The 18,403-nt window shown below is 71.1% G+C and carries 15 protein-coding genes; 6 read left to right on the top strand and 9 right to left on the bottom strand.

Annotated elements, in window-relative coordinates; translation table 11 throughout:
• Window positions 1-63 precede the first annotated feature (63 nt).
• From AB0A63_RS01565 to AB0A63_RS01550, 4 genes are all read right to left on the bottom strand, one after another.
• Entirely contained in the window at window positions 64-1,926 is a 1,863-nt protein-coding gene (locus tag AB0A63_RS01565) for a sigma-70 family RNA polymerase sigma factor (RefSeq protein ID WP_360384095.1), read from the bottom strand.
• A gap of 122 nt (window positions 1,927-2,048) precedes the next feature.
• The gene (locus tag AB0A63_RS01560; protein WP_360384092.1) at window positions 2,049-3,038 is read right to left on the bottom strand and encodes an inorganic phosphate transporter; all 990 of its coding nucleotides are present in this window, start codon (window positions 3,036-3,038) and stop codon (window positions 2,049-2,051) included.
• Entirely contained in the window at window positions 3,038-3,658 is a 621-nt protein-coding gene (locus tag AB0A63_RS01555) for a DUF47 family protein (RefSeq protein ID WP_360384090.1), read from the bottom strand. Before AB0A63_RS01555 ends, AB0A63_RS01560 begins: the two co-directional genes overlap by 1 nt.
• A gap of 221 nt (window positions 3,659-3,879) precedes the next feature.
• Window positions 3,880-4,779, bottom strand: coding sequence for an SDR family oxidoreductase (locus tag AB0A63_RS01550; RefSeq protein ID WP_360384087.1), 900 nt, complete (start codon window positions 4,777-4,779; stop codon window positions 3,880-3,882).
• 148 nt (window positions 4,780-4,927) lie between these two features.
• Between AB0A63_RS01550 and AB0A63_RS01545 the strand changes: the two genes are divergently transcribed.
• On the top strand, window positions 4,928-5,680 hold the full coding sequence (locus AB0A63_RS01545) for an alpha/beta fold hydrolase (protein WP_360384084.1): 753 nt from the start codon (window positions 4,928-4,930) through the stop codon (window positions 5,678-5,680).
• A 111-nt stretch (window positions 5,681-5,791) separates the two neighbouring features.
• Here the strand turns inward: AB0A63_RS01545 and AB0A63_RS01540 are convergent, their stop codons facing one another.
• Window positions 5,792-6,184 (bottom strand): hypothetical protein, encoded by a 393-nt coding sequence (locus tag AB0A63_RS01540; RefSeq protein ID WP_360384081.1) that lies wholly within the window; start codon window positions 6,182-6,184, stop codon window positions 5,792-5,794.
• Window positions 6,185-6,264: 80 nt separating this feature from the next.
• On the opposite strand from AB0A63_RS01540, the gene glgX reads away from it, so the two are divergent.
• Window positions 6,265-8,376 (top strand): glycogen debranching protein GlgX, encoded by a 2,112-nt coding sequence (gene glgX / locus AB0A63_RS01535; RefSeq protein ID WP_360384078.1) that lies wholly within the window; start codon window positions 6,265-6,267, stop codon window positions 8,374-8,376.
• A gap of 202 nt (window positions 8,377-8,578) precedes the next feature.
• Here glgX and AB0A63_RS01530 read toward each other — a convergent pair whose 3' ends face one another.
• Together AB0A63_RS01530 and AB0A63_RS01525 are read right to left on the bottom strand one after the other, a co-directional pair.
• Window positions 8,579-9,844 carry a cellulose binding domain-containing protein gene (locus tag AB0A63_RS01530; protein ID WP_360384076.1) on the bottom strand — a complete coding sequence of 422 codons (1,266 nt, stop codon included), beginning with the start codon at window positions 9,842-9,844 and terminating at the stop codon, window positions 8,579-8,581.
• A 93-nt stretch (window positions 9,845-9,937) separates the two neighbouring features.
• Complete coding sequence (locus tag AB0A63_RS01525; protein ID WP_360384073.1) at window positions 9,938-11,290, bottom strand: endo-1,4-beta-xylanase; 1,353 nt, start codon at window positions 11,288-11,290, stop codon at window positions 9,938-9,940.
• Between the two features lie 549 nt (window positions 11,291-11,839).
• Here AB0A63_RS01525 and AB0A63_RS01520 point away from each other — a divergent pair.
• The 3 genes from AB0A63_RS01520 to AB0A63_RS01510 are packed head-to-tail and all read left to right on the top strand — an operon-like array spanning window position 11,840 to window position 14,771.
• Entirely contained in the window at window positions 11,840-12,907 is a 1,068-nt protein-coding gene (locus tag AB0A63_RS01520; RefSeq protein WP_360384070.1) for a helix-turn-helix domain-containing protein, read from the top strand.
• Window positions 12,904-13,506 carry a transcriptional regulator gene (locus AB0A63_RS01515; protein WP_360384068.1) on the top strand — a complete coding sequence of 201 codons (603 nt, stop codon included), beginning with the start codon at window positions 12,904-12,906 and terminating at the stop codon, window positions 13,504-13,506. Before AB0A63_RS01520 ends, AB0A63_RS01515 begins: the two co-directional genes overlap by 4 nt.
• A complete protein-coding gene (locus tag AB0A63_RS01510) occupies window positions 13,494-14,771 on the top strand; it encodes a PEP/pyruvate-binding domain-containing protein (RefSeq protein ID WP_360384066.1) in 1,278 nt (425 codons plus the stop codon). Before AB0A63_RS01515 ends, AB0A63_RS01510 begins: the two co-directional genes overlap by 13 nt.
• A 100-nt stretch (window positions 14,772-14,871) precedes the next feature.
• On the opposite strand, the gene AB0A63_RS01505 is transcribed toward AB0A63_RS01510, so the two are convergent.
• Together AB0A63_RS01505 and AB0A63_RS01500 are read right to left on the bottom strand one after the other, a co-directional pair.
• Complete coding sequence (locus AB0A63_RS01505; RefSeq protein ID WP_360384063.1) at window positions 14,872-15,459, bottom strand: histidine phosphatase family protein; 588 nt, start codon at window positions 15,457-15,459, stop codon at window positions 14,872-14,874.
• A 48-nt stretch (window positions 15,460-15,507) separates the two neighbouring features.
• Window positions 15,508-16,992 (bottom strand): family 43 glycosylhydrolase, encoded by a 1,485-nt coding sequence (locus AB0A63_RS01500; protein WP_360384060.1) that lies wholly within the window; start codon window positions 16,990-16,992, stop codon window positions 15,508-15,510.
• A 296-nt stretch (window positions 16,993-17,288) separates the two neighbouring features.
• Here AB0A63_RS01500 and AB0A63_RS01495 point away from each other — a divergent pair, with 296 nt between their 5' ends.
• Window positions 17,289-18,371, top strand: a complete 1,083-nt coding sequence (locus AB0A63_RS01495; protein ID WP_360384057.1) for a LacI family DNA-binding transcriptional regulator — start codon at window positions 17,289-17,291, stop codon at window positions 18,369-18,371.
• The last annotated feature ends 32 nt before the right edge of the window (window positions 18,372-18,403 follow it).

The following is an 18,403-nucleotide window of genomic DNA, read 5'->3' as shown; positions in this document are numbered from 1 at the left end:
GTCCTTTCGGGCAGGGTGGACTGACACAGGGGTGGAACGGGACGAGCGGACGCGAGCGGGAGCTCAGCCCGCGTCGCGGTAGGCCTCGCCGGCCTGGTTCGGGGTGCCGCCGGGGGCGTAGAGGCCGGTGCCGGGCTTGTCGGCGGGCAGCGCGAACCACGCATACCGCTCGACGTGCGGCAGGCCCTCCATCATCGCGCTGGAACCGCGGGCGAACGCCGCGAGCTGCGCCTGGGTCGGGTAGCGGGGTGTGCCGCCGGAGAAGTCGATGAGCGAGTACTCGGTGAGCCACACCGGTTTGCCGTACCGCGCGTGCACCGCGTCGAGGTAGTTCTTCAGGTGCTGCACGGCCGCCGCGCTGAAGTCCGACCCGTACCAGTGCACGGTGATGAAGTCGACCCGCAGGCCGCGCTGGGCCGCACCGGTCATGAACCGGTCGAGCCAGCCGCCCGGCTTGTCACCGCTGTGCGCGACGGCGGGGCTGCCGAGCCGCAACCCGGTGGCGGCGAGCTTCGGCCACAGGTCGAGCGCCTGCTCCGGCGTCATGTTGGCCTGATCGGGGAAGTCCGGCTCGTTGAACCCGAGCAGCACCTTCCCGTTGGCCTTCGCGCGGGCGATCGTGGCGTCGTCGGTGAACTTCGCGCCCCAGATCATCGGCACGAACTCGACGTTCGGCGGCGTGGCGATGCCGTCCGGGTGCACGGCCCAGTTGTAGTACCACCCGGCGCGCACGTCGGTGAGCGCCTTGCCGACGCCGGAGAAGTTCCACGTGCTGACGCCCTTCTTCGCCGACGCCGCAACGGGTTTCGGCGCCGCGGCGGGCACGGGCGGTGCGGCCACCGTCGTCGAGGACGGCGGCGCCGTGGACGGCGCTGGTGACGGAGTGGTGGTGATGGCCGGCGGTGTGGTCGTGGGCGCGCTCTGGGAGGTGGTCGCGGACACCGCGCGGGTGACCGGTTCCTCCTTCGAGGGCAGCACGGCGACCACGATGCCCGCGGCCAGCACGGCGGCCGCCGCGGCGGCGATCGGTTTGACCAGCGCGCCCTGCAGGAACACCCCGAACTTGCCGGTCGCCGCCGTGGACGTCGTGGTGGCGGCGGGCGCCGTGGTGACGGGGGAGATGCTCACCTGCGTCCCGACGAGCGCCGACTGGTCGAGCCCGAACCCGAACGCGGCGGGCAGCGGCACCAGCGGCAGCCGGGCGATCAGTCCCTCGACCGCGGCCAGGTCGTACCCGCACCGCTCACACCGGGGGCAGCCGCGGCTGTGCCGGACGATCCGCTTGCGCCACAACGGGCTGGGGTCACCGTCCCAGTCGGCGACGACCTCGGCCAGCTCGGGGCAGCGCGGCGTGCGCTCCAGCGTCCGCACGACGATCCGCGCGGCGTCGAGCTGCGCCTTGACCCGCTGCACCCGCACGGCGGTGTGCTGCGGCGTCAGCTCCAGCGCGTCGGCGACCTCGGTGCGGGTCAGCCGGCCGGCCGCCTCCAGCCACCACAGCGACAGCAGCTCGCGTTCGTCGGCGCTGAGCCAGCGGGTGGCCGCGACGACCTCGCGCCGCTGCCCGGACAGCTGCAACCGCATGATCGTGAGGTCGACGAAGTCAGCGCCGGGGTCGGCGACGTCCTCCAGGACCGGTCCGGTGATCGGGACCCGCTGGTTTTCGCGGTGCCGCAGCCGGATCTGGTTCATCGCGATCACGACGAGCCACGACCGGAACCCGGCCGGGTCGCGCAGCGAGGACAGCCCGTGCACCGCGCGCAGCATGGTCTCCTGGACCACGTCGTCGGTGTCGGCGTGACCGCCGAGCGCGTGCCCCACGATGTTGTAGACGAGGGGCAGGTATCCGCTCACCAGGTCGTCCAGCGCGCGCTGGTCGCCGTCGCGTGCGGCCACCACCGTCGCGACGCCGGGTTCCTCGGCCACCGCCATGCCCACCTCACTTGCCGGTCCAGGGTCCTCTGACCAGGAGATGTCCCCGGCGCCCGGCAATAACGAAAAAACTTCGAAGAACTTTCGAGCGCTCCGCCGCCGCCGCGGGCAGGAGCTCAGAGCAGCGCCACGAGCCCGTAGGCACCGGCGGCGACGGTAGCGGACGCGGGCAGCGTCAGCACCCAGCCCTTCGCGATGTCCGCCGCCACCGACCAGCGCACCGCGGACCGGCGTGTGGTGGCGCCGACGCCCATCACCGCCGAGGTGATGACGTGCGTGGTGGAGATCGGGGCGTGGAAGACGAACGCGGTCAGGTACAGCACCGAGGAGGCGGACAGCTCGGCGGCGAAGCCGTGCGGCGGCGTGAGGTGGAAGATGCGCCGGCCGAGGGTGCGCATGATCCGCAGACCACCGGCGTACGTCCCGGCCGACAGGGCCAGCGCGCAGGCCCCGATCACCCAGAACGGCACCGAGTAGCCGGCCTGGTTGCCGCTGACGACCAGCGCCAGGACGATCACGCCCATGCTCTTCTGGGCGTCCTGCAGGCCGTGGCCCAGCGCGAGGCTCGCCGCGGAGAACACCTGGGCGCGGCGCATCAGCCGGCCCGCGCGGTGCGCGTTCGCGTTGCGGAACGCCCACATGATCACCGTCATCACCAGGTAGCCGAGCAGCAGGCCGACGACGGGCGAGACCACCATCGGGATCACGACCTTCTCCACCACGCCCGCCCAGTGCACCGTGGTCGCGGAGACCAGCGCGGCACCGACCAGGCCGCCCACCAGCGCGTGCGACGAGGACGACGGCAGCCCGAAGTACCAGGTGACCAGGTTCCAGGCGATGGCGCCGACCAGGGCGGCGGTGACCACGTGCAGCGCGTCGTCGCCGACCGGGGTGTCGATGAGACCGGAGGCGATGGTGACCGCGACGCCGGTGCCCAGCAGCGCGCCGACCAGGTTCATCACCGCCGCGAGCGCGAGTGCGGCGCGCAGGGTGAGCGCACGGGTGGAGACCGCGGTGGCGATGGCGTTGGCGGCGTCGTGGAAGCCGTTGGTGAAGTCGAAGGCCAGTGCCAGCACCACCACGAGCACCAGGCCCGCGGTGAGCATCAGGCCTCCTTGACCGCGATCGAGTGCACGGCGTTCGCCACGTGCTCGAACGCGTCGGCCGCTGCCTCCAGCTCGTCCACGACCTCCTTGAGCTTCATGACCTCCAGGGCGTCGCGCTGCCCGTTGAACAGCTCCGACAACAGCCGCCGGTAGACCTGGTCGGCCTCGTTCTCGACCTGGTTCACGTCCACCCAGTAGGCGGTCAGCTCCTGCGGCTCTGCCAGCCGGGGCATGGCCGCCGCGGTCAGCTGGGCGGCCCGGCACAGCAGGTCCACCTGCGCGTTCACGCCGTCGGGCAGCTCACCCACGCGGTAGAGGGTCGCCAGGTCGACCGCGGCGTCCATGTGGTCGACGACGTCGTCCAGCCTGGCCGCGAGCCGGTAGATGTCCTCCCGGTCGAACGGCGTGACGAACGACCGGTCCAAGTGCTCGATGATCGCGTGCGTGGCGTCGTCACCGGCGTTCTCCAGCGCGTGCATGCGCTCCGCCAGCTCCTGCCGCCGGTCGGCGGGCGCCCGCACGAACTCGCCCAGCAGCTCCACGCTCCTGCCGATGTTCGCGCCGATCTCGGTGAACAGCTCGAAGAACTTGGCACCCGTGGGCTTGCGGCTGATGCGCATGCGGTCGTTCCTCCCTCGCCGTGGTGGGTCGTGCGGCGTCTCCGGACGTGCCCGAGGTCAGTCGCGTGCGCGTCCGGGGGAGGTGGGGAGCCCGGCGGTTGCCCGCCCGCAGCCCGCCGGCGTGGCACCGCCGGCAGGCTCGTGGTGCGGATGCGGTCGGTGGTGCGCACGCGGCACGGTTACCCGGCGGGGTCGCGGGCAAACAGCGCGTTGTCACCTCGTCAGGTGAGCAGCTGGCCACCGGTGACGCCGAGGACCTCGCCGGTGATGTAGCTGGACTCCTGCGAGGCGAAGAAGACGTAGACCGGTGCCAGCTCGGCCGGTTGCGCGGCCCGGCCCAGCGGTGTCTGCGCGCCGAAGTCGTCGACCTTCTCGGCGGGCATGGTCGCGGGGATCAGCGGTGTCCACACCGGACCGGGGGCCACGGAGTTGACCCGGATGCCCTTGTCGACCAGGTCGGCGGAGAGCGCCTTGGTGAAGTTGACGATCGCGCCCTTGGTGGCGGCGTAGTCCATCAGCTCGGGGGAGGGCTGGAACGCCTGGATCGACGACGTGTTGATGATCGCCGCACCCGGTCGCATCAGCGGCACGGCGGCCTTGGTCAGCCAGAACATCGCGTAGACGTTCGTCTTGAACACGCGGTCGAACTGGTCGCTGCTGATGCCGAGCAGCCCCTCGTCCTGCGCCATCTGGTAGGCCGCGTTGTTGACCAGGACGTCGATCCGCCCGAACTCCTCCTCCGCGCGCCGGGCGACCTCCCGGCACGCCTCCTCGGTGCGCAGGTCACCGGGGACCAGCACGGCCTGCCGGCCGGCTTCGCGCACGAGCTCGGCGGTGCGCTCGGCGTCGGCCTGCTCCTCCTCCAGGTAGCAGAGCAGCACGTCAGCACCCTCGCGGGCGAACGCGATCGCGGTGGCGCGGCCGATGCCGGAGTCGCCGCCGGTGATCACGGCCTTGGTGTCGCGCAGCCGGTCGCTGCCCCGGTAGGTGTGCTCGCCGTGGTCGGGCTCTGGACCCATCCGGCTGCCGGTGCCGGGGTGCTCCTGCTCCTGGCCCTCCTGCCGGCCGGGACGCGGGTACTGCTCCCTCGGGTCCTGCCGGGTGTACTGGTCTGCTGCCATGGGCGGTCACCTCACGATGATCGAACGTCGGAACCGCAGGTGTTCCCGCGCACCGGACGTCCAATCACGCGGATCTCCGCCGTGCGTCACGTTTCGCCGATCGGGGGAGCGGTAGTTCCGGTGTGGACCACGGCGGAGGGAGCCAGCCATGCCGGACCGCCCGCGGCACGTGCGGGAACGGTGGGACCGGGTCGGGGACCGGGAGTTCCGCAGCCTGACGGCGGGGCACCGCGTCGGCGACCGGCCCGACGTCGTGCTGGTGCCCGGCCTCGGCGCACTCGGCTACCTAGCCGACACCCTCGCCGGCTGCGGTGCCTTCACCAGGGCGCACCTGCTCGACGTGCCGGGCTTCGGCCACCGCGCGGCGCGGGTGTGCCCGGCCGGGATCGGCGCGGTCGCGCGGGCGGTGTGCGACTGGGTCGAGGAGGTGGTCGCGGCTCCGGTGGTGCTGGCGGGGCACTCCACCGGTGCCCAGGCCGCACTGCACGCCGCGGCGGCCCGGCCGGAGCTGGTGCGGTCGCTGGTGCTGCTCGGCCCCACCTTCCCACCGGAACAACGCGGCCTGGGCGGCCTGGTCAGCGGGTTCCTGCGCACCCTGCCGCACGAGCCGCCCTCGGTGGTGCGCGGGACGGTGCCCGACTACCTGCGCGCCGGTCCGGTGGAGATCGCGCGCTTCGTCCGCTCGGCCCAGCGGGACCGGCCGGAAGAGGTCGTCGCGCGGGTGGGTTGCCCGGTGCTGGTGGTGCGCGGTGAGCACGACGCGTTGTCGCCGGTGCACTGGGTCGAACGGCTCGCCGCCGCGGCACCGGACGGGCGGGCGGTGGTGGTACCCGGTGCCCACGCGTTCCTGTTCCACCGCGGGGGGATGACGGCGCAGCTGATCGCCGGGGTGACCGGGTAGCCGAGCGGCGTCGTCGAGGTCCTGTTCGGACGTCTCAACCGGTGACGCGGGCTTCGGCGCAGAACGGCGCCCGCCGGACGGTTGCGTCCGGCGGGCGCGGCCGCTGCGGGATCAGATCGGCTCGTCGGGCGTCCGTGCCGTGCTCGCCACCGAGCCACCGGGCTCGTCGGCGAGCTGGCCCCGCCCCGCGGCCTCGGTCTGCGACTCCTCGTCCAGCTCGCTCGGCACGACCGGCACGTCGGGCTGTTCCTCTGCCAGCCGGTCGTCCAGCGGACGCGGGTGGGCCTGCTCGTACGGCGTCGTGCCGTACTTGTCGGCGGCCGTCCACCGCTCCGGCGGGTCCATCCCCGCTTCGAGCGGGTCCAGCTTGAGGCGGTCCTCGTCGAGGTCCTCCGCGCTGTTCAGGGCCGCGGGATCGGTTTCGACCGAGTCGGGTGAGCCGGTGTCGTGCGGGGGCGTGTAGGACGCCTGGTCGTCGCCCGCGCCCAGATCATGTGTTGCCATGAGAGCCGGTTACCCGGTGATCGCGAGCACAACCTGCACTCGAAAGAGTTAGATCGGGTGATCCTGGGCATACCTCGCGCGTGAAAGCCTGGCCTGGAACGTCCTACCCGCTCGGCGCCACCTATGACGGCGTCGGCACCAACTTCGCGTTGTTCTCGGAGGTGGCAGACCGCGTCGAGCTCTGCCTGTTCGACGACGACGGCACCGAGACGCGGGTTCACCTGCCCGAGGTGAGCGGTTTCGTCCACCACGGTTACCTGCACGGCGTCGGACCGGGACAGCGGTACGGGTACCGCGTGCACGGGCCGTACGACCCGGAGCGGGGCCTTCGCTGCAACCCCACCAAGCTGCTCATCGACCCGTACGCGAAGGCGATCAGCGACGGGCTGCGGTGGGACGAGTCCCTCTACAGCTACCGGTTCGGCGCGCCGGACGAGCGCAACGACGACGACTCGGCGCCGTTCGTGCCGAAGTCCGTGGTGGTCAACCCGTTCTTCGACTGGGCGGAGGACCGGCTGCCGAGGACGCCCTACAACGAGAGCGTCGTGTACGAGGCGCACGTCCGCGGCCTCACGATCGACCACCCGGAGATCCCGGAGCGGATGCGCGGAACGTACGCGGGTCTCGCGCACCCGGTGATGATCGACCACCTGACCAGGCTGGGTGTGACCGCGGTCGAGCTGATGCCGGTGCACCAGTTCATCAGCGACCACACCCTCGCCGACAAGGGCCTCACCAACTACTGGGGTTACAACACGATCGGCTTCTTCGCGCCGCACGACGCCTACGCCTCCCTCGCCGGCTCCGGCGACCAGGTGCAGGAGTTCAAGGGCATGGTCCGCACCCTGCACCAGGCGGGCATCGAGGTCATCCTCGACGTGGTCTACAACCACACCGCCGAGGGCAACCACCTCGGGCCGACCCTGTCGATGAAGGGCATCGACAACGAGGCGTACTACCGGCTCGTCGAGGACGACCCGCAGTACTACATGGACTACACGGGCACCGGCAACTCCCTGAACGTGCGGACGCCGCACACGTTGCAGCTGATCATGGACTCGCTGCGGTACTGGGTCACCGAGATGCACGTCGATGGCTTCCGGTTCGACCTGGCGGCGACGCTGGCGCGGGAGTTCTACGACGTGGACCGGCTGGCGACGTTCTTCGAGGTCGTGCAGCAGGACCCGGTGGTCTCGCAGGTCAAGCTGATCGCCGAGCCGTGGGACGTCGGTCCCGGTGGGTACCAGGTGGGCAACTTCCCGCCGCTGTGGACGGAGTGGAACGGCAAGTTCCGCGACACCGTCCGCGACTTCTGGCGCGGTGAGCCGGCGACGCTGGGCGAGTTCGCCTCGCGCATCACCGGCTCCTCCGACCTCTACCAGAACGACGGCCGCCGGCCGTACGCGTCGATCAACTTCGTCACCGCCCACGACGGCTTCACGCTCAACGACCTGGTGTCGTACAACGAGAAGCACAACGACGCCAACGGCGAGGACAACAACGACGGCGAGAGCCACAACCGCTCGTGGAACTGCGGCGCCGAAGGACCGACCGACGACGAGGGCGTCCTCACGCTGCGCGCCCGGCAGCGGCGGAACATGATGGCGACGCTGCTGTTGTCGCAGGGCGTGCCGATGATCCTGCACGGCGACGAGTTCGGCCGCACGCAGGACGGCAACAACAACGTCTACTGCCAGGACAACGCCATCTCGTGGGTGGACTGGACGTTGGCCGACGCGAACGCCGAGCTGGTCGACTTCACCTCGGCGCTGACCGCGTTCCGCAAGGCCCACCCGGTGTTCCGGCGCAAGCGGTTCTTCGTCGGCCGGCCGATCCGCAAGGGCGAGGAGCTGCGCGACATCGCGTGGTTCACCCCCTCCGGTGAGGAGATGACCGAGCAGAACTGGGAGGACGACTTCGGCAAGTGCATCGTCGTCTTCCTCAACGGCGAAGGCATCCCCGACCTCGACCAGAGCGGGATGAGGGTGGTCGACGACTCGTTCCTCATCGGGTTCAACGCCCACCACGAGGACATCGAGGTGACGCTGCCCGAGCCCACCTACGGCCCGGAGTGGGTGGTCGTGGTGGACACCGCGACCGGTGAGGTCGGCGAGCGGGAAAAGCCGATCCCCGCGACCGGCCAGCTCGTCCTGGCGGCGCGGTCGCTGGTGGTGCTGAAGCGGGTGGGCTGACGGTCAGGTGACCGGTAGGGCCACGGGTGGCTGCCGCGGACGTCCGCGGCAGCACCTCGTGGCAGTGCCCGGAACCGGCCGGTGACCCGCGCAGCCCGACGCCGCAACGCCGTGCGGGTGCGCCCTGCGCCCCTGCGCCGTCACGGCGTTGCGGCGGCCCCCGCCCTGCCGGGGTCTGGAACTGCCGGGGTCTGGAACCGGGTCAGAAGTTCTTCTTGGCCACCACCCACGGCGCCTTGGCGGCCAGGCCGGACGGGCTGAGGACGTAGTTGCGGGCGGTCTGGTTGCCGTTGAGCACCATGTCGAGGAACTGCACGACCGTCGTCATGCCGTCGGTCAGCTGGCTGCCGGTGATGAACCCGACGTGCCCGGCCTGCGGGTGCCGCGCCAGCACGGACGGCACCGTGGCCAGGTCGTAGTTGGCCTGGTTGTTGGCGTAGGCGATGTCGGAGGAGCCGCCGTCCATGAACAGCGCCGGCGTGTGCAGCTTGCCGAGCTCGGAGCGCGGGTAGCCGAAGGCGCCGTCGGCGAAGAAACCGCTGTTCAACGCGATCACGGCGGACACCCGGCGGTCCTGCGCGGCGACCAGTGCCTCCAGCCCGCCGCACGAGTGGCCCGCGGTGGCGACCCTGGTCAGGTCGAGGCGCTGGCGCAGGGCGGCGCCGGAGCGGTTCTGCTCCCGTTCGGCCCAGGTGATCGCGTCCGTCAGCAGGGAGGGGATCGGCGATCCGCTCGGCACGCCGTTGGGCGAGCCGTCGACCGAGCCGGTGTCCACGACCACGAAGCCCTTCGACGCGACGAACGTCAGGATGCGGGTGACCTCGCTGTTGTTCGTGTGCGCGCAGGCGCCGTTGCCGAACGCCAGCACGGGCAGTGGCCGGTCGGCCGCCTGCGGGTTCGCCGGGCGGAACACCGTGAAGCGGTTGTCGCCGTACGCGCCCTCGCGGGTGACGGGGAAGTTGTTCTCGATCGCGGGCCGGCCCGGCTGGGGGTCCGTGCTCGTCGTGGTCGTGGTCGTGGTGGTGGTCGTCGTGGTGGGGTCGGTGGTGCCGGTGCACGCGGTGCCGTTGAGGGTGAACACCGCCGGGGTCGCCGCGCGCGCACTGGCGGTGGCGTTGAACCCGAGCGAGACGGTCGCGCCGGTGGCGATGCCACCGTTCCAGGCCGCGTTGACGGCGGTCACGTTCGCGCCGGACTGGGTGTGCGACCCGTTCCACGACTGCGTGATCCGCTCGTCACCGGGGAACGTCCACGCGAGCCGCCAGCCGGTGACCGCGTCACCGAGGTTCGTGACGACGACCTCGGCGGTGAAGCCGCCCTGCCATTGGGACCCGATCCTGTAGTCGGCCCTGCAGCCGGCGGCGGCTGCCGCGGACTGCGACCCGACCACGGCGGCCGTTGTCGTGACGAGCACCGCGGCGGCCATGGCCGCGGCTGCTCTGAACGTGCGGGAATCGGTGGAGTGCATGGCTTTGCTCCGTCCAGTCCGGGTGGCGGCGGAGTGGCGTAGCGCGGACGGGGGAAGGGCCCCGGTGGTCACCGGGGCCCTCCGCTGGTGTGATCAGGCGACCCGGCAGGAGATGCTGGGCCAGTTCCAGTTGCCGCCGTGCATGATGGTGAAGCCGAACGTGTTGCCGCTGCCGTTGGGGCGCGCGGTCATCACGTTCGCGGAGTCCCACGAGGCACTGGTGTTCCAGGTGGCGATGATCCGCTGTGGCGAGCTCACGGTCACCGTCACGATCCAGTTGTCAGTGCCCGACACCGTGACGTTGCCGTTGAAGCGGTCGCCCCACTTCTCACCCTCGGAGTACGTCGCCGTGCAGCCCCCGCCGCCGGGGTTGGACGTCGTGGTCGTCGTGGTGGTGGTCGTGGTCGTGGGGTCGGTGCCGCCCGTTCCGCTGTTCAGGACGCTGAGGACCGAGTTGTACGCGGCCTTCTTGTTGCCGCTGCCGTCGAACAGCAACGGGGTGCCCGAGGCGCGCCACGAGTCGGTGTCGCGGATGCCCCACACCGTGATGCCGGTGCAGCGGGCCACGGAGAGACAGGCCTGCGTGACACCCTGGTACTGCTGGGCCTGCGAGCTGCCGGAGCCCTCGATGTCCAGTTCGGTGATCTGGACGTCCACGCCCAGCGCCGCGAAGTTCTGCAGCGTGGTGTGGTAGTTCGACGGAACCGGGTTGCCGCTGTTGAAGTGCGCCTGGAAGCCGACGCAGTCGATCGGGACGCCGCGGGACTTGAAGTCCTGCACCATCCGGTAGACGCCCTGGGTCTTGGCGTGCGACCAGTTGTCGGTGTTGTAGTCGTTGTAGCAGAGCTTCGCGTTCGGGTCCGCCGCACGGGCCGCGCGGAACGCGGCCTCGATCCAGTCGTTGCCGGTGCGCTGGAGGTTCGAGTCGCGACGCCCGCCGCTGTTGCCGTCGGCGAACGCCTCGTTCACCACGTCCCAGGCGTAGATCTTGCCCCGGTAGTAGGTGGCGACCTGCGTGACGTGGTTGAGCATCGCGTTGCGCAGGGCGGTGCCGGACATGTTCTGCATCCAGCCGGGCTGCTGCATGTGCCAGGCCAGCGCGTGCCCGCGCACCCGCTTGCCCTGGTTGCGGGCCTGGTTGACGATCCGGTCCGCGTTGCCGTAGCTGAACTGGTTCTGGTTCGGCTCGGTCGCGTCCATCTTCATCTCGTTCTCGGCGGTGACCATGTCGAACTCGCGGTTCAGAATCCCCACGTAGGTCGAGTCGCCGAGCTTGTTCGCGGCCACCGCGGTGCCGAAGTACCGGCCGCTCTGCTGGGCCGCCGCGGCCAGTGTGGACGCGGCCCCACTGGCGGGCGACGCCGCGATGATCGCGGCACCGACGGTGGCGGCGACAAGGCTGGACACGAGGGTCACCCGTGCGACTGACTTCGCTGTCAGCGTCATATTCGGCGCTTTCTGAGTTTGCACCCGCAGCTTCGCGGGTGGAATGGGTTCAGTTGCTGATCTGTCCGGTGCGGGCGATGCGGATTGCGCCAAAACCACCCCGCCCGACGCCGAACTGCGAGCAGTATTAACCGAATCCGTTCGACGGATCAAGGGTCGCGTTCGCGCTGCTCACAGGCCTTGGTGCGGTCCGGGGAGGACCGTTGAAGCTGTCAAGACCCGTGTCGAATCGTTGTCGAACGACCAGGTGAACGACATGTTCGACTACATGGGATTCACTCTTGTGCGAGTGCTTCCGACTCGCTGTGCCGACGCGTGAATCGGCGAAGTTTCGAAACTCTTTTCGAAAACTCCGGCGCGTGTGGTTCTTGATCAGGACCCGTGCGCGTGCCGACGATCATGAATTGTGCTCCGCCATTCGTGTCGCGGGCGGCGCCACGGCGGGACCCACCCTCAAGCATGTGCCGCCGGGGCGGCGGTCCTGAACTGATTCGGACGTTGCGGTAATCTGGATGTTCACAACATCTGAACCGTAGCGGGGAGTGGCCGATGGTGCGGCTGACGAGGGCACAGCAACAGGCGCGCACGCGGGCGTCCGTGCTGGCGGCGGCGAAGGAGGAGTTCACCGAGCACGGCTACGCCGGGGCCAAGGTGGACCGCATCGCGGAGCGGGCGGAGCTGACCCGTGGCGCGGTGTACTCCAACTTCCCCGGCAAGCGCGCGCTGTACCTCGCCGTGCTGATCGAGCTGGCCGGTGCCGCGGGCGGGATGCCGGCCGAGGTGTCGCCGTCGTCGGCGGTCGACGCGCTGGGCGTGTTCGCGCGGGTGTGGCTGGAGCGGTTGCCGCTGGTGGGCGACTCGGCCGCGGGCGGGCGGATGCAGCTCAGGTCGCTGGACGGTGTGCTCGACGACCGGCACGGACCGGTGCTCGCCCAGGTCGCGGCGCTGGAGGCGGTCCTGCTGGCGACGGCGCTGGAACGCGGTGGTCCCGCGCGACAGGTGCGGCTGGCGCAGGTGGTGCTGACGTTGCTCGACGGCGCGGCGCACCGGGCCGAGTCGGCGCCGGGCTTCGGCGACCCGTTCGACGTGGCGCACGCGTGCCGGCACCTGGCGCAGGTCGACCTCGCGGACACCTGGGCGCCACCGCACCTGCCCTACGTCGCCCCGGCGCGGACCTGCGCCGACGCCTGGACCGCGCCGGAGGGTCTAGTCGACCTGATCGGCGGAGGCCCGGTCGACCTGACCGACGGCCTGGTCGCGGTGCTCGGCGCCGGCCGGCTCGGCGCGGCTGAGGAGGCGCTGCGGTCGGTGCGGCCCGGCGAACAGGTCGTGCTGGTCGTGGTGACCGGCGACCAGGAAGAGACCGGCCGCCTCGTGCGGCTGCGGCTCACCGACCTCGTCGGCTGCCTGCGGCGGGTGTTCGCGCCCGACGTGTGGCGGCACGTACGGCTGGTGCTCGACGAGGACGCGGCGGTGCCGTCCGCGCTCGGGCTCGGGAACGCCGGCGACGACACGGAGGCGGCGGTCCGGGTGCGCGACGGCGTGGTCGTGGCCCGCGCTCAGGGGCTGGGCGCCAGTCACGCGGCCGGTGCGCGCAGGCGGGAGGCGACGTCGTGAACCCGTTGGTGCTGCACGCCCTGCGCTGCACCGGTGCCACGAACGTGACGCGGGTGGCCGCGTTCACCGGGCTGTCACCGTCCGAAGTGGAGTCCGACCTGATCGACCTCGCCGTTGCCGGCCTCGTCACCCACCACCGCGACTTCGGCGGCTGGTCGCTGACGGGGGACGGCAAGGCCGCCGACGCCGAGCAGACCGCCGCCGAGCTGGACGGGGCCGACACCCGTACCGAGCTGAAGGCCGCGTTCGAGGAGTTCCTCGTCCTCAACCCCGAGCTGCTCGACCTCTGCACGGCGTGGCAGATCCGCCCGGTCGACGGCGCCACGACCATCAACGACCACACGGACGCTGCCTACGACGACCGCGTCGTGGGCCTGTTCCGCGACTTCCACGACCGCGCGCTCGTCGTGATCGCCGCTCTGGCCGCCGCGCTGCCCCGGTTCGGCCGCTACGAGACCCGCCTCGGCACCGCCCTGGCCCGCGCGGAAGCGGGCGAGCGGGACCACCTCACCGACACGATCGACTCGTTCCACACCGTGTGGGCCGAACTGCACGAGGACCTCCTCGCGACCATGGGGATCCAGCGATGGGCTGGGTGAGGACGGTCTCCGCGGACCTGCACGAGCCGCCGGAGGTGGTGGGCGGCAAGGCGCACGGCCTGGCCCTGCTGCACCGCCTCGGCCTGCCCGTCCCCGCCGCGGTCGTCGTGACCACGGACGCGTGCCGCGCGTTCCTGCGCGACGGCAGGCTTCCACCCGGACTCGGTGCCGAGCTCGCGGCGGCCGTGGTGGGGATGTCCGCGGTCTCGGTCCGCTCCGGCGCTGCGGTGTCGATGCCCGGCATGATGGACACGATCCTCGACGTGGACCCGACCTCCCTGGACGACGCGGTCGAGTCCGTGTTCGCCTCGTGGAACACACCCCGTGCCCGCACCTACCGCACGTTGCACGGCATCCCGCACGACCTCGGCACGGCCGTCGTGGTGCAGCAGATGGTGTTCGGCACCCGCGACGACCACAGCGGCGCCGGCGTCGCCTTCAGCCGCGACCCGAGCACCGGCGCGCGCACGCCGTTCGGCGAGGTCCTCTTCGGACACCACGGCGAGGCCGTCGTCTCCGGCCGGTCACTGACCCTGCCGCTGACCGCGCTGGAACCCCCTGTGCGGCAAGACCTCCACGACGCGCTGCACCGAATCGAGCGGCACCACCGCGACGCCTGCTACGTCGAGTTCACCTTCGAGTCCGGCCAGCTGTGGCTGCTGCAGGTGCGGCCGGGACGGTTCACCGGGGCCGCCGCCGTTCGCACCGCCACCGACCTCGCCGACGAAGGCCTGATCACCCGCGCCGAGGCCCTGCTGCGGGTGTCGCCCTCGCACCTGCGGCACGTGCGCGTGCCGCGGATCGCCGCGGGAACGGAGGTGGTGGCGCGAGGCGTGGGCGTGTGTCCCGGGGTCGCGACCGGGCGGGTGGCGCTGACCTCCGACGACGCGGTGCGTTCGGCCGCGGCTGGTCCCGTCGTGCTGGTGCGGCCGGAGACATCACCGGACGACATCCGCGGGCTGGCCGTGGCGGCCGGCGTGGTGACTGCGCGCGGTGGGCCGGCGAGTCATGCGGCGGTGGTGGCGCGGTCGATGGGGAAGCCGGCCGTTGTCGGGGCAGGGGAGCTGACCCTCGCCGCCGGTGTGGTGGTCACGCTGGACGGGACGAGTGGTGAGGTCGTGCTCGGGCGGCCCGAAGTGGTGACGGGAGAGGCGGATTCGCGCCTGGAGCGGTTGCTCGGGTGGGCGGACGAGGTCGTCGGAGGAGCCGGGGGCGGCGGCGAGGTCGAGCGGCTGGTCGCCGCGCAGGCGGTGCTGCGCCGATAAGGGCACCACCGGGCAACCGGCTCCCTCACCTCACGGCCGCAGCCGGGCGATCCGGCCTCCTCACCTCACGGCCGCAGCCGGGCGACCCGGCCTCCTCACCTCACGGCCGCAGCCCCGGCCCGAACCCCGTCCACCGCAGCTCCGCCGGCAGGTGCCCCATGTCGTTGTAGACCACCAAAGCCGGCGGACTCCCGTGCCGGTGCTCGACCACCGTCAACGCCGCGTTCCCGCAGCTCATCCCCAGCCACCGGGCCGGCGGCGCCCCGAGGGCGTCACGCACCAGCCACGCCACCTGGTAGGCGTGCGTCACCAGCACCTCGTGCGACTCGGCAGCGGCCGGCCCGGCGAACCGCGCGGTCAAGGCCTCCGCCAACCGTGCGCCTGCCGCGGCCTCCGCGGCGTCGTAGCCGTCGAAGAACCCCGCCCACGCCGGTGGGACGTCCTCCGGCACGTGCGGCACGTGGTCGACCAGCTCCGGTGCCTCGGCCACCGTCGCCCCCGGCAGGTGCGTGCCGAGGATCCGGGCGGTGCGCACGGCTCTGGGCAGAGGGGAGTGCCACACCGCCGTGATCGGCGACTCCGCCAGGCGCTCACCGAGCAGGTGCGCCTGGCGTTCCCCGACCTCCGTCAGCTCGCCGAACGGGTCCGCCGCGCCGTGCCGCACCACGTACAGGTGCCGAGTCGCCATTCACCACTCCTGGATGTCGTCAACATCCGGATGGTAACAACAGACGGCTCACCGGTGCGCGACCGCGAAGTTGTCGAACGCCGCACCCGTGTTGAACACGCGCACCCCGTTGGCCCCGCTGGCGTAGCTCGTGTCGGTCACCGAGATCTTCGGCGTCGTCAGGTCCCCGACGTACACCTTGATCGACGACCCGACCGCCTCCACCCGCAGCCGGTGCGCCGCGTTCGGCCGCACGGTCGCCGGCGCAGACGCCAGCTGCGTCCAGCTGTTGTCCGCCTTGCCCAGCACCACCCGGCCGTTGCCGGTGATCCCCGCGTAGTAGCCGCGGTAGCTGTCGGTGCCGGTGGCCGCCTGCGTCACGCGGAACACGACGCCGCTGTCACCTGCGGCCGAGCGGGGGATGACGTCGACGTCCTGGACGAAGTTCGTGAAGTTGGTGTCCAGCAACGACTTCCCGCCGAACGACGAGCCGGCCTCGTAGCGGCCGGCGCGGGCTGCCCAGGTGCCGCCGTGGGTGGTCCAGCCGATCGCGTTGTCGTCGGCGAAGTTGTCCTTGACCCGCATGGTGACCGGCTGGATGGTGCCGTCGGCGTTGAAGGTCATGCGGTCGTAGGCGAGCTGGCGGTCGTTGGCGCCGGACTTGCTCAACGGGCGGCGGTGGTAGGTGATGTACCAGATGTCGGTGCCCGGCACGTTGATCACGCCGTTGTGGCCGGAACCCCGTGCCACCGCTGGGTCCTGGCTAAGCACGCGGCCGACCTTCGTGAACGGGCCGGTGGGGGAGTCGGAGATCGCGTAGGCCACGGCGTAGTTCGGGCCGGTCCAGCCGTCCTCGGACCACATGAAGTAGTACTTGCCGCCGCGCTTGAACATCTGCGACCCCTCGGTGAAGTTCGCCGGGGTGATCTCCCTGTACGTGCTGCCGTCCGCGAACGTGCCGAGGCTCGTCATGTCCGCGTTGAGCTTCACGACGTTCGCGTGACCCCAGCCGCCGTAGTACAGGTATGCCTGACCGTCGGTGTCGATGAAGACGTCCTGGTCGATGGGTTGCGCGCCGTTGACGAACTGCGCGATCAACGGCTTGCCGATCGCGTCCCGGTACGGGCCCTCCGGCCGGTCGGCGACCGCGACGCCGATGCCGCCGAGCTCGGAGTCGGACTGGATGTCGTTGGCGCCGAAGTACAGGTAGTACTTGCCGTTGCGTTGCACGGGGGCCGGTGCCCAGACGGCGCGGCGGGCCCAGGAGACGGACGCGGTGGTCAGGACGTTCGGGTGCTTGGTCCAGGTGACCAGGTCGGTCGAGGAGAAGGCGTCGAGGTAGGTCTGCTCGTCGTAGGGGCGCGACGAGGTGGGGAAGACCCAGTGCCTGTTCTCGTAGAACGCGGTGTCGGGGTCGGCGTACCACCCGTCCACGAAGGGGTTGCCGGCCTCCGCCGTCGCGAAGTCGGGTACGGCGGCCGTGGACGAGGCCACGGCGGGCACGCTGCCGAGCAGCAGGGCGGCCAAGGCGGAGGCGACGATCCTGGAGGTCAACGTCTCGGTCCAATCTGCCGGGATACAACGTTGTAAGCACGGTGTGTAATCATCCAAACACCAGTGGATGAACACTGTCCAGGTTGCGGGGCGGATCTGTCCTGGACAGCAATCGGTCGCGCACCTTGGCCCGGCGGGCAGCTGACCGACAATCCTCGAAACTTTCCGACACGCGCCTGAGCAGCGCTTTTCTGGTGTCATGGCGAGCTGGCCGGCAGTCGTCGGTCTTGTGTCCCGCCGCAACACGTGCCTATATTTGCCTCATCAAGCCTATGTAAGCGCTTACATCACAAATAGTGACATGTAAGCGCTTACATAGAACCGTCAGCGACGACGAGGTGGCAGGCAGCACGATGGCGAAGCAGCACCACGCCTCCCAGGAGGCCAAGCCCGCGGGCGCGACGATCTACTCGGTCGCCGAGCGTGCCGGGGTCAGCATCGCCACCGTCTCGCGGGTGTTGCAGGGGGCCACCGTCGTGGCCGAGACGACCCGGCAGAAGGTGCTCACCGCCGTCGAGGAGCTCGGGTACGTGCCGCTCGGGGCGGCGCGGAGCCTGGCGGTGCGGCACCACGAGGCGCACGGGCTGGTGCTGCCGGAGCTGTCCGGTCCCTACTACGCCGAGCTGCTGATGGGGTTCGAGGCGCGGGCCGCCGAGCTCGCGCAGTCGGTCGTGCTGGTGCTCACCGACAGCCGGACGGACCTGGCCGCGGCGGTGCGGCAGCTCGCCACCAGGGTCGACGCCATCGCGGTGTTCGGGGCGGCGGCGATCTCGCGGGACGTGGTGCGGTTGCTGCACGCCAGAAAACCTGTCGTCGTCATCGCCGGTGAGCCGCTGGACGGGGTCGAGGCGGTCGCGGCGGAGAACCTGGAGAGCGCGCGGGAGCTGGCCGGGCACGTGCTCGACCACGGGCGGCACCGGGCGTTGTTCGTCGGCGACCCGGACAGCGGGCCCGACATCCGCGACCGGTACGCGGGGTTCGTGGCCGCCCACGAAGACCGCGGGCGCACGGCCGCCGAGCCGGTCGGGGTCGGGTTGCGCGAGGCCGACGGTGCCGCGTTCGCGCGGGACCTCCTGCGCGGCGAGCACGACGTGGACGCGCTGATGTGCGCCAACGACGAGCTCGCGTTGAGCGTCATGACCACGTTGCAGGACGCCGGGAAGGACGTGCCCGGTGACATCGCGGTGGTCGGCTGGGACGACGTCATGACCTCGCGGTACGTGCGGCCGGGGCTCACCACCGTCCGCCAGCCCGTCCACGCGCTCGGCTCGCTGGCCGCGAGCCGCCTGCACGACCTGGTGAGCGGGGAGCCGGTGCGGAAGAACGCGCAGACGTTGCCGACGCAGCTGGTCGTGCGCTCGTCGTGCGGCTGCCCCTGATCACACCGTCCACTTCAGAGAGGAAGCGGGAA

This window comes from Lentzea sp. NPDC042327 (assembly GCF_040647275.1).
Lineage (GTDB): Bacteria > Actinomycetota > Actinomycetes > Mycobacteriales > Pseudonocardiaceae > Lentzea.
This window is presented reverse-complemented; position numbering and strand designations above follow the sequence as displayed.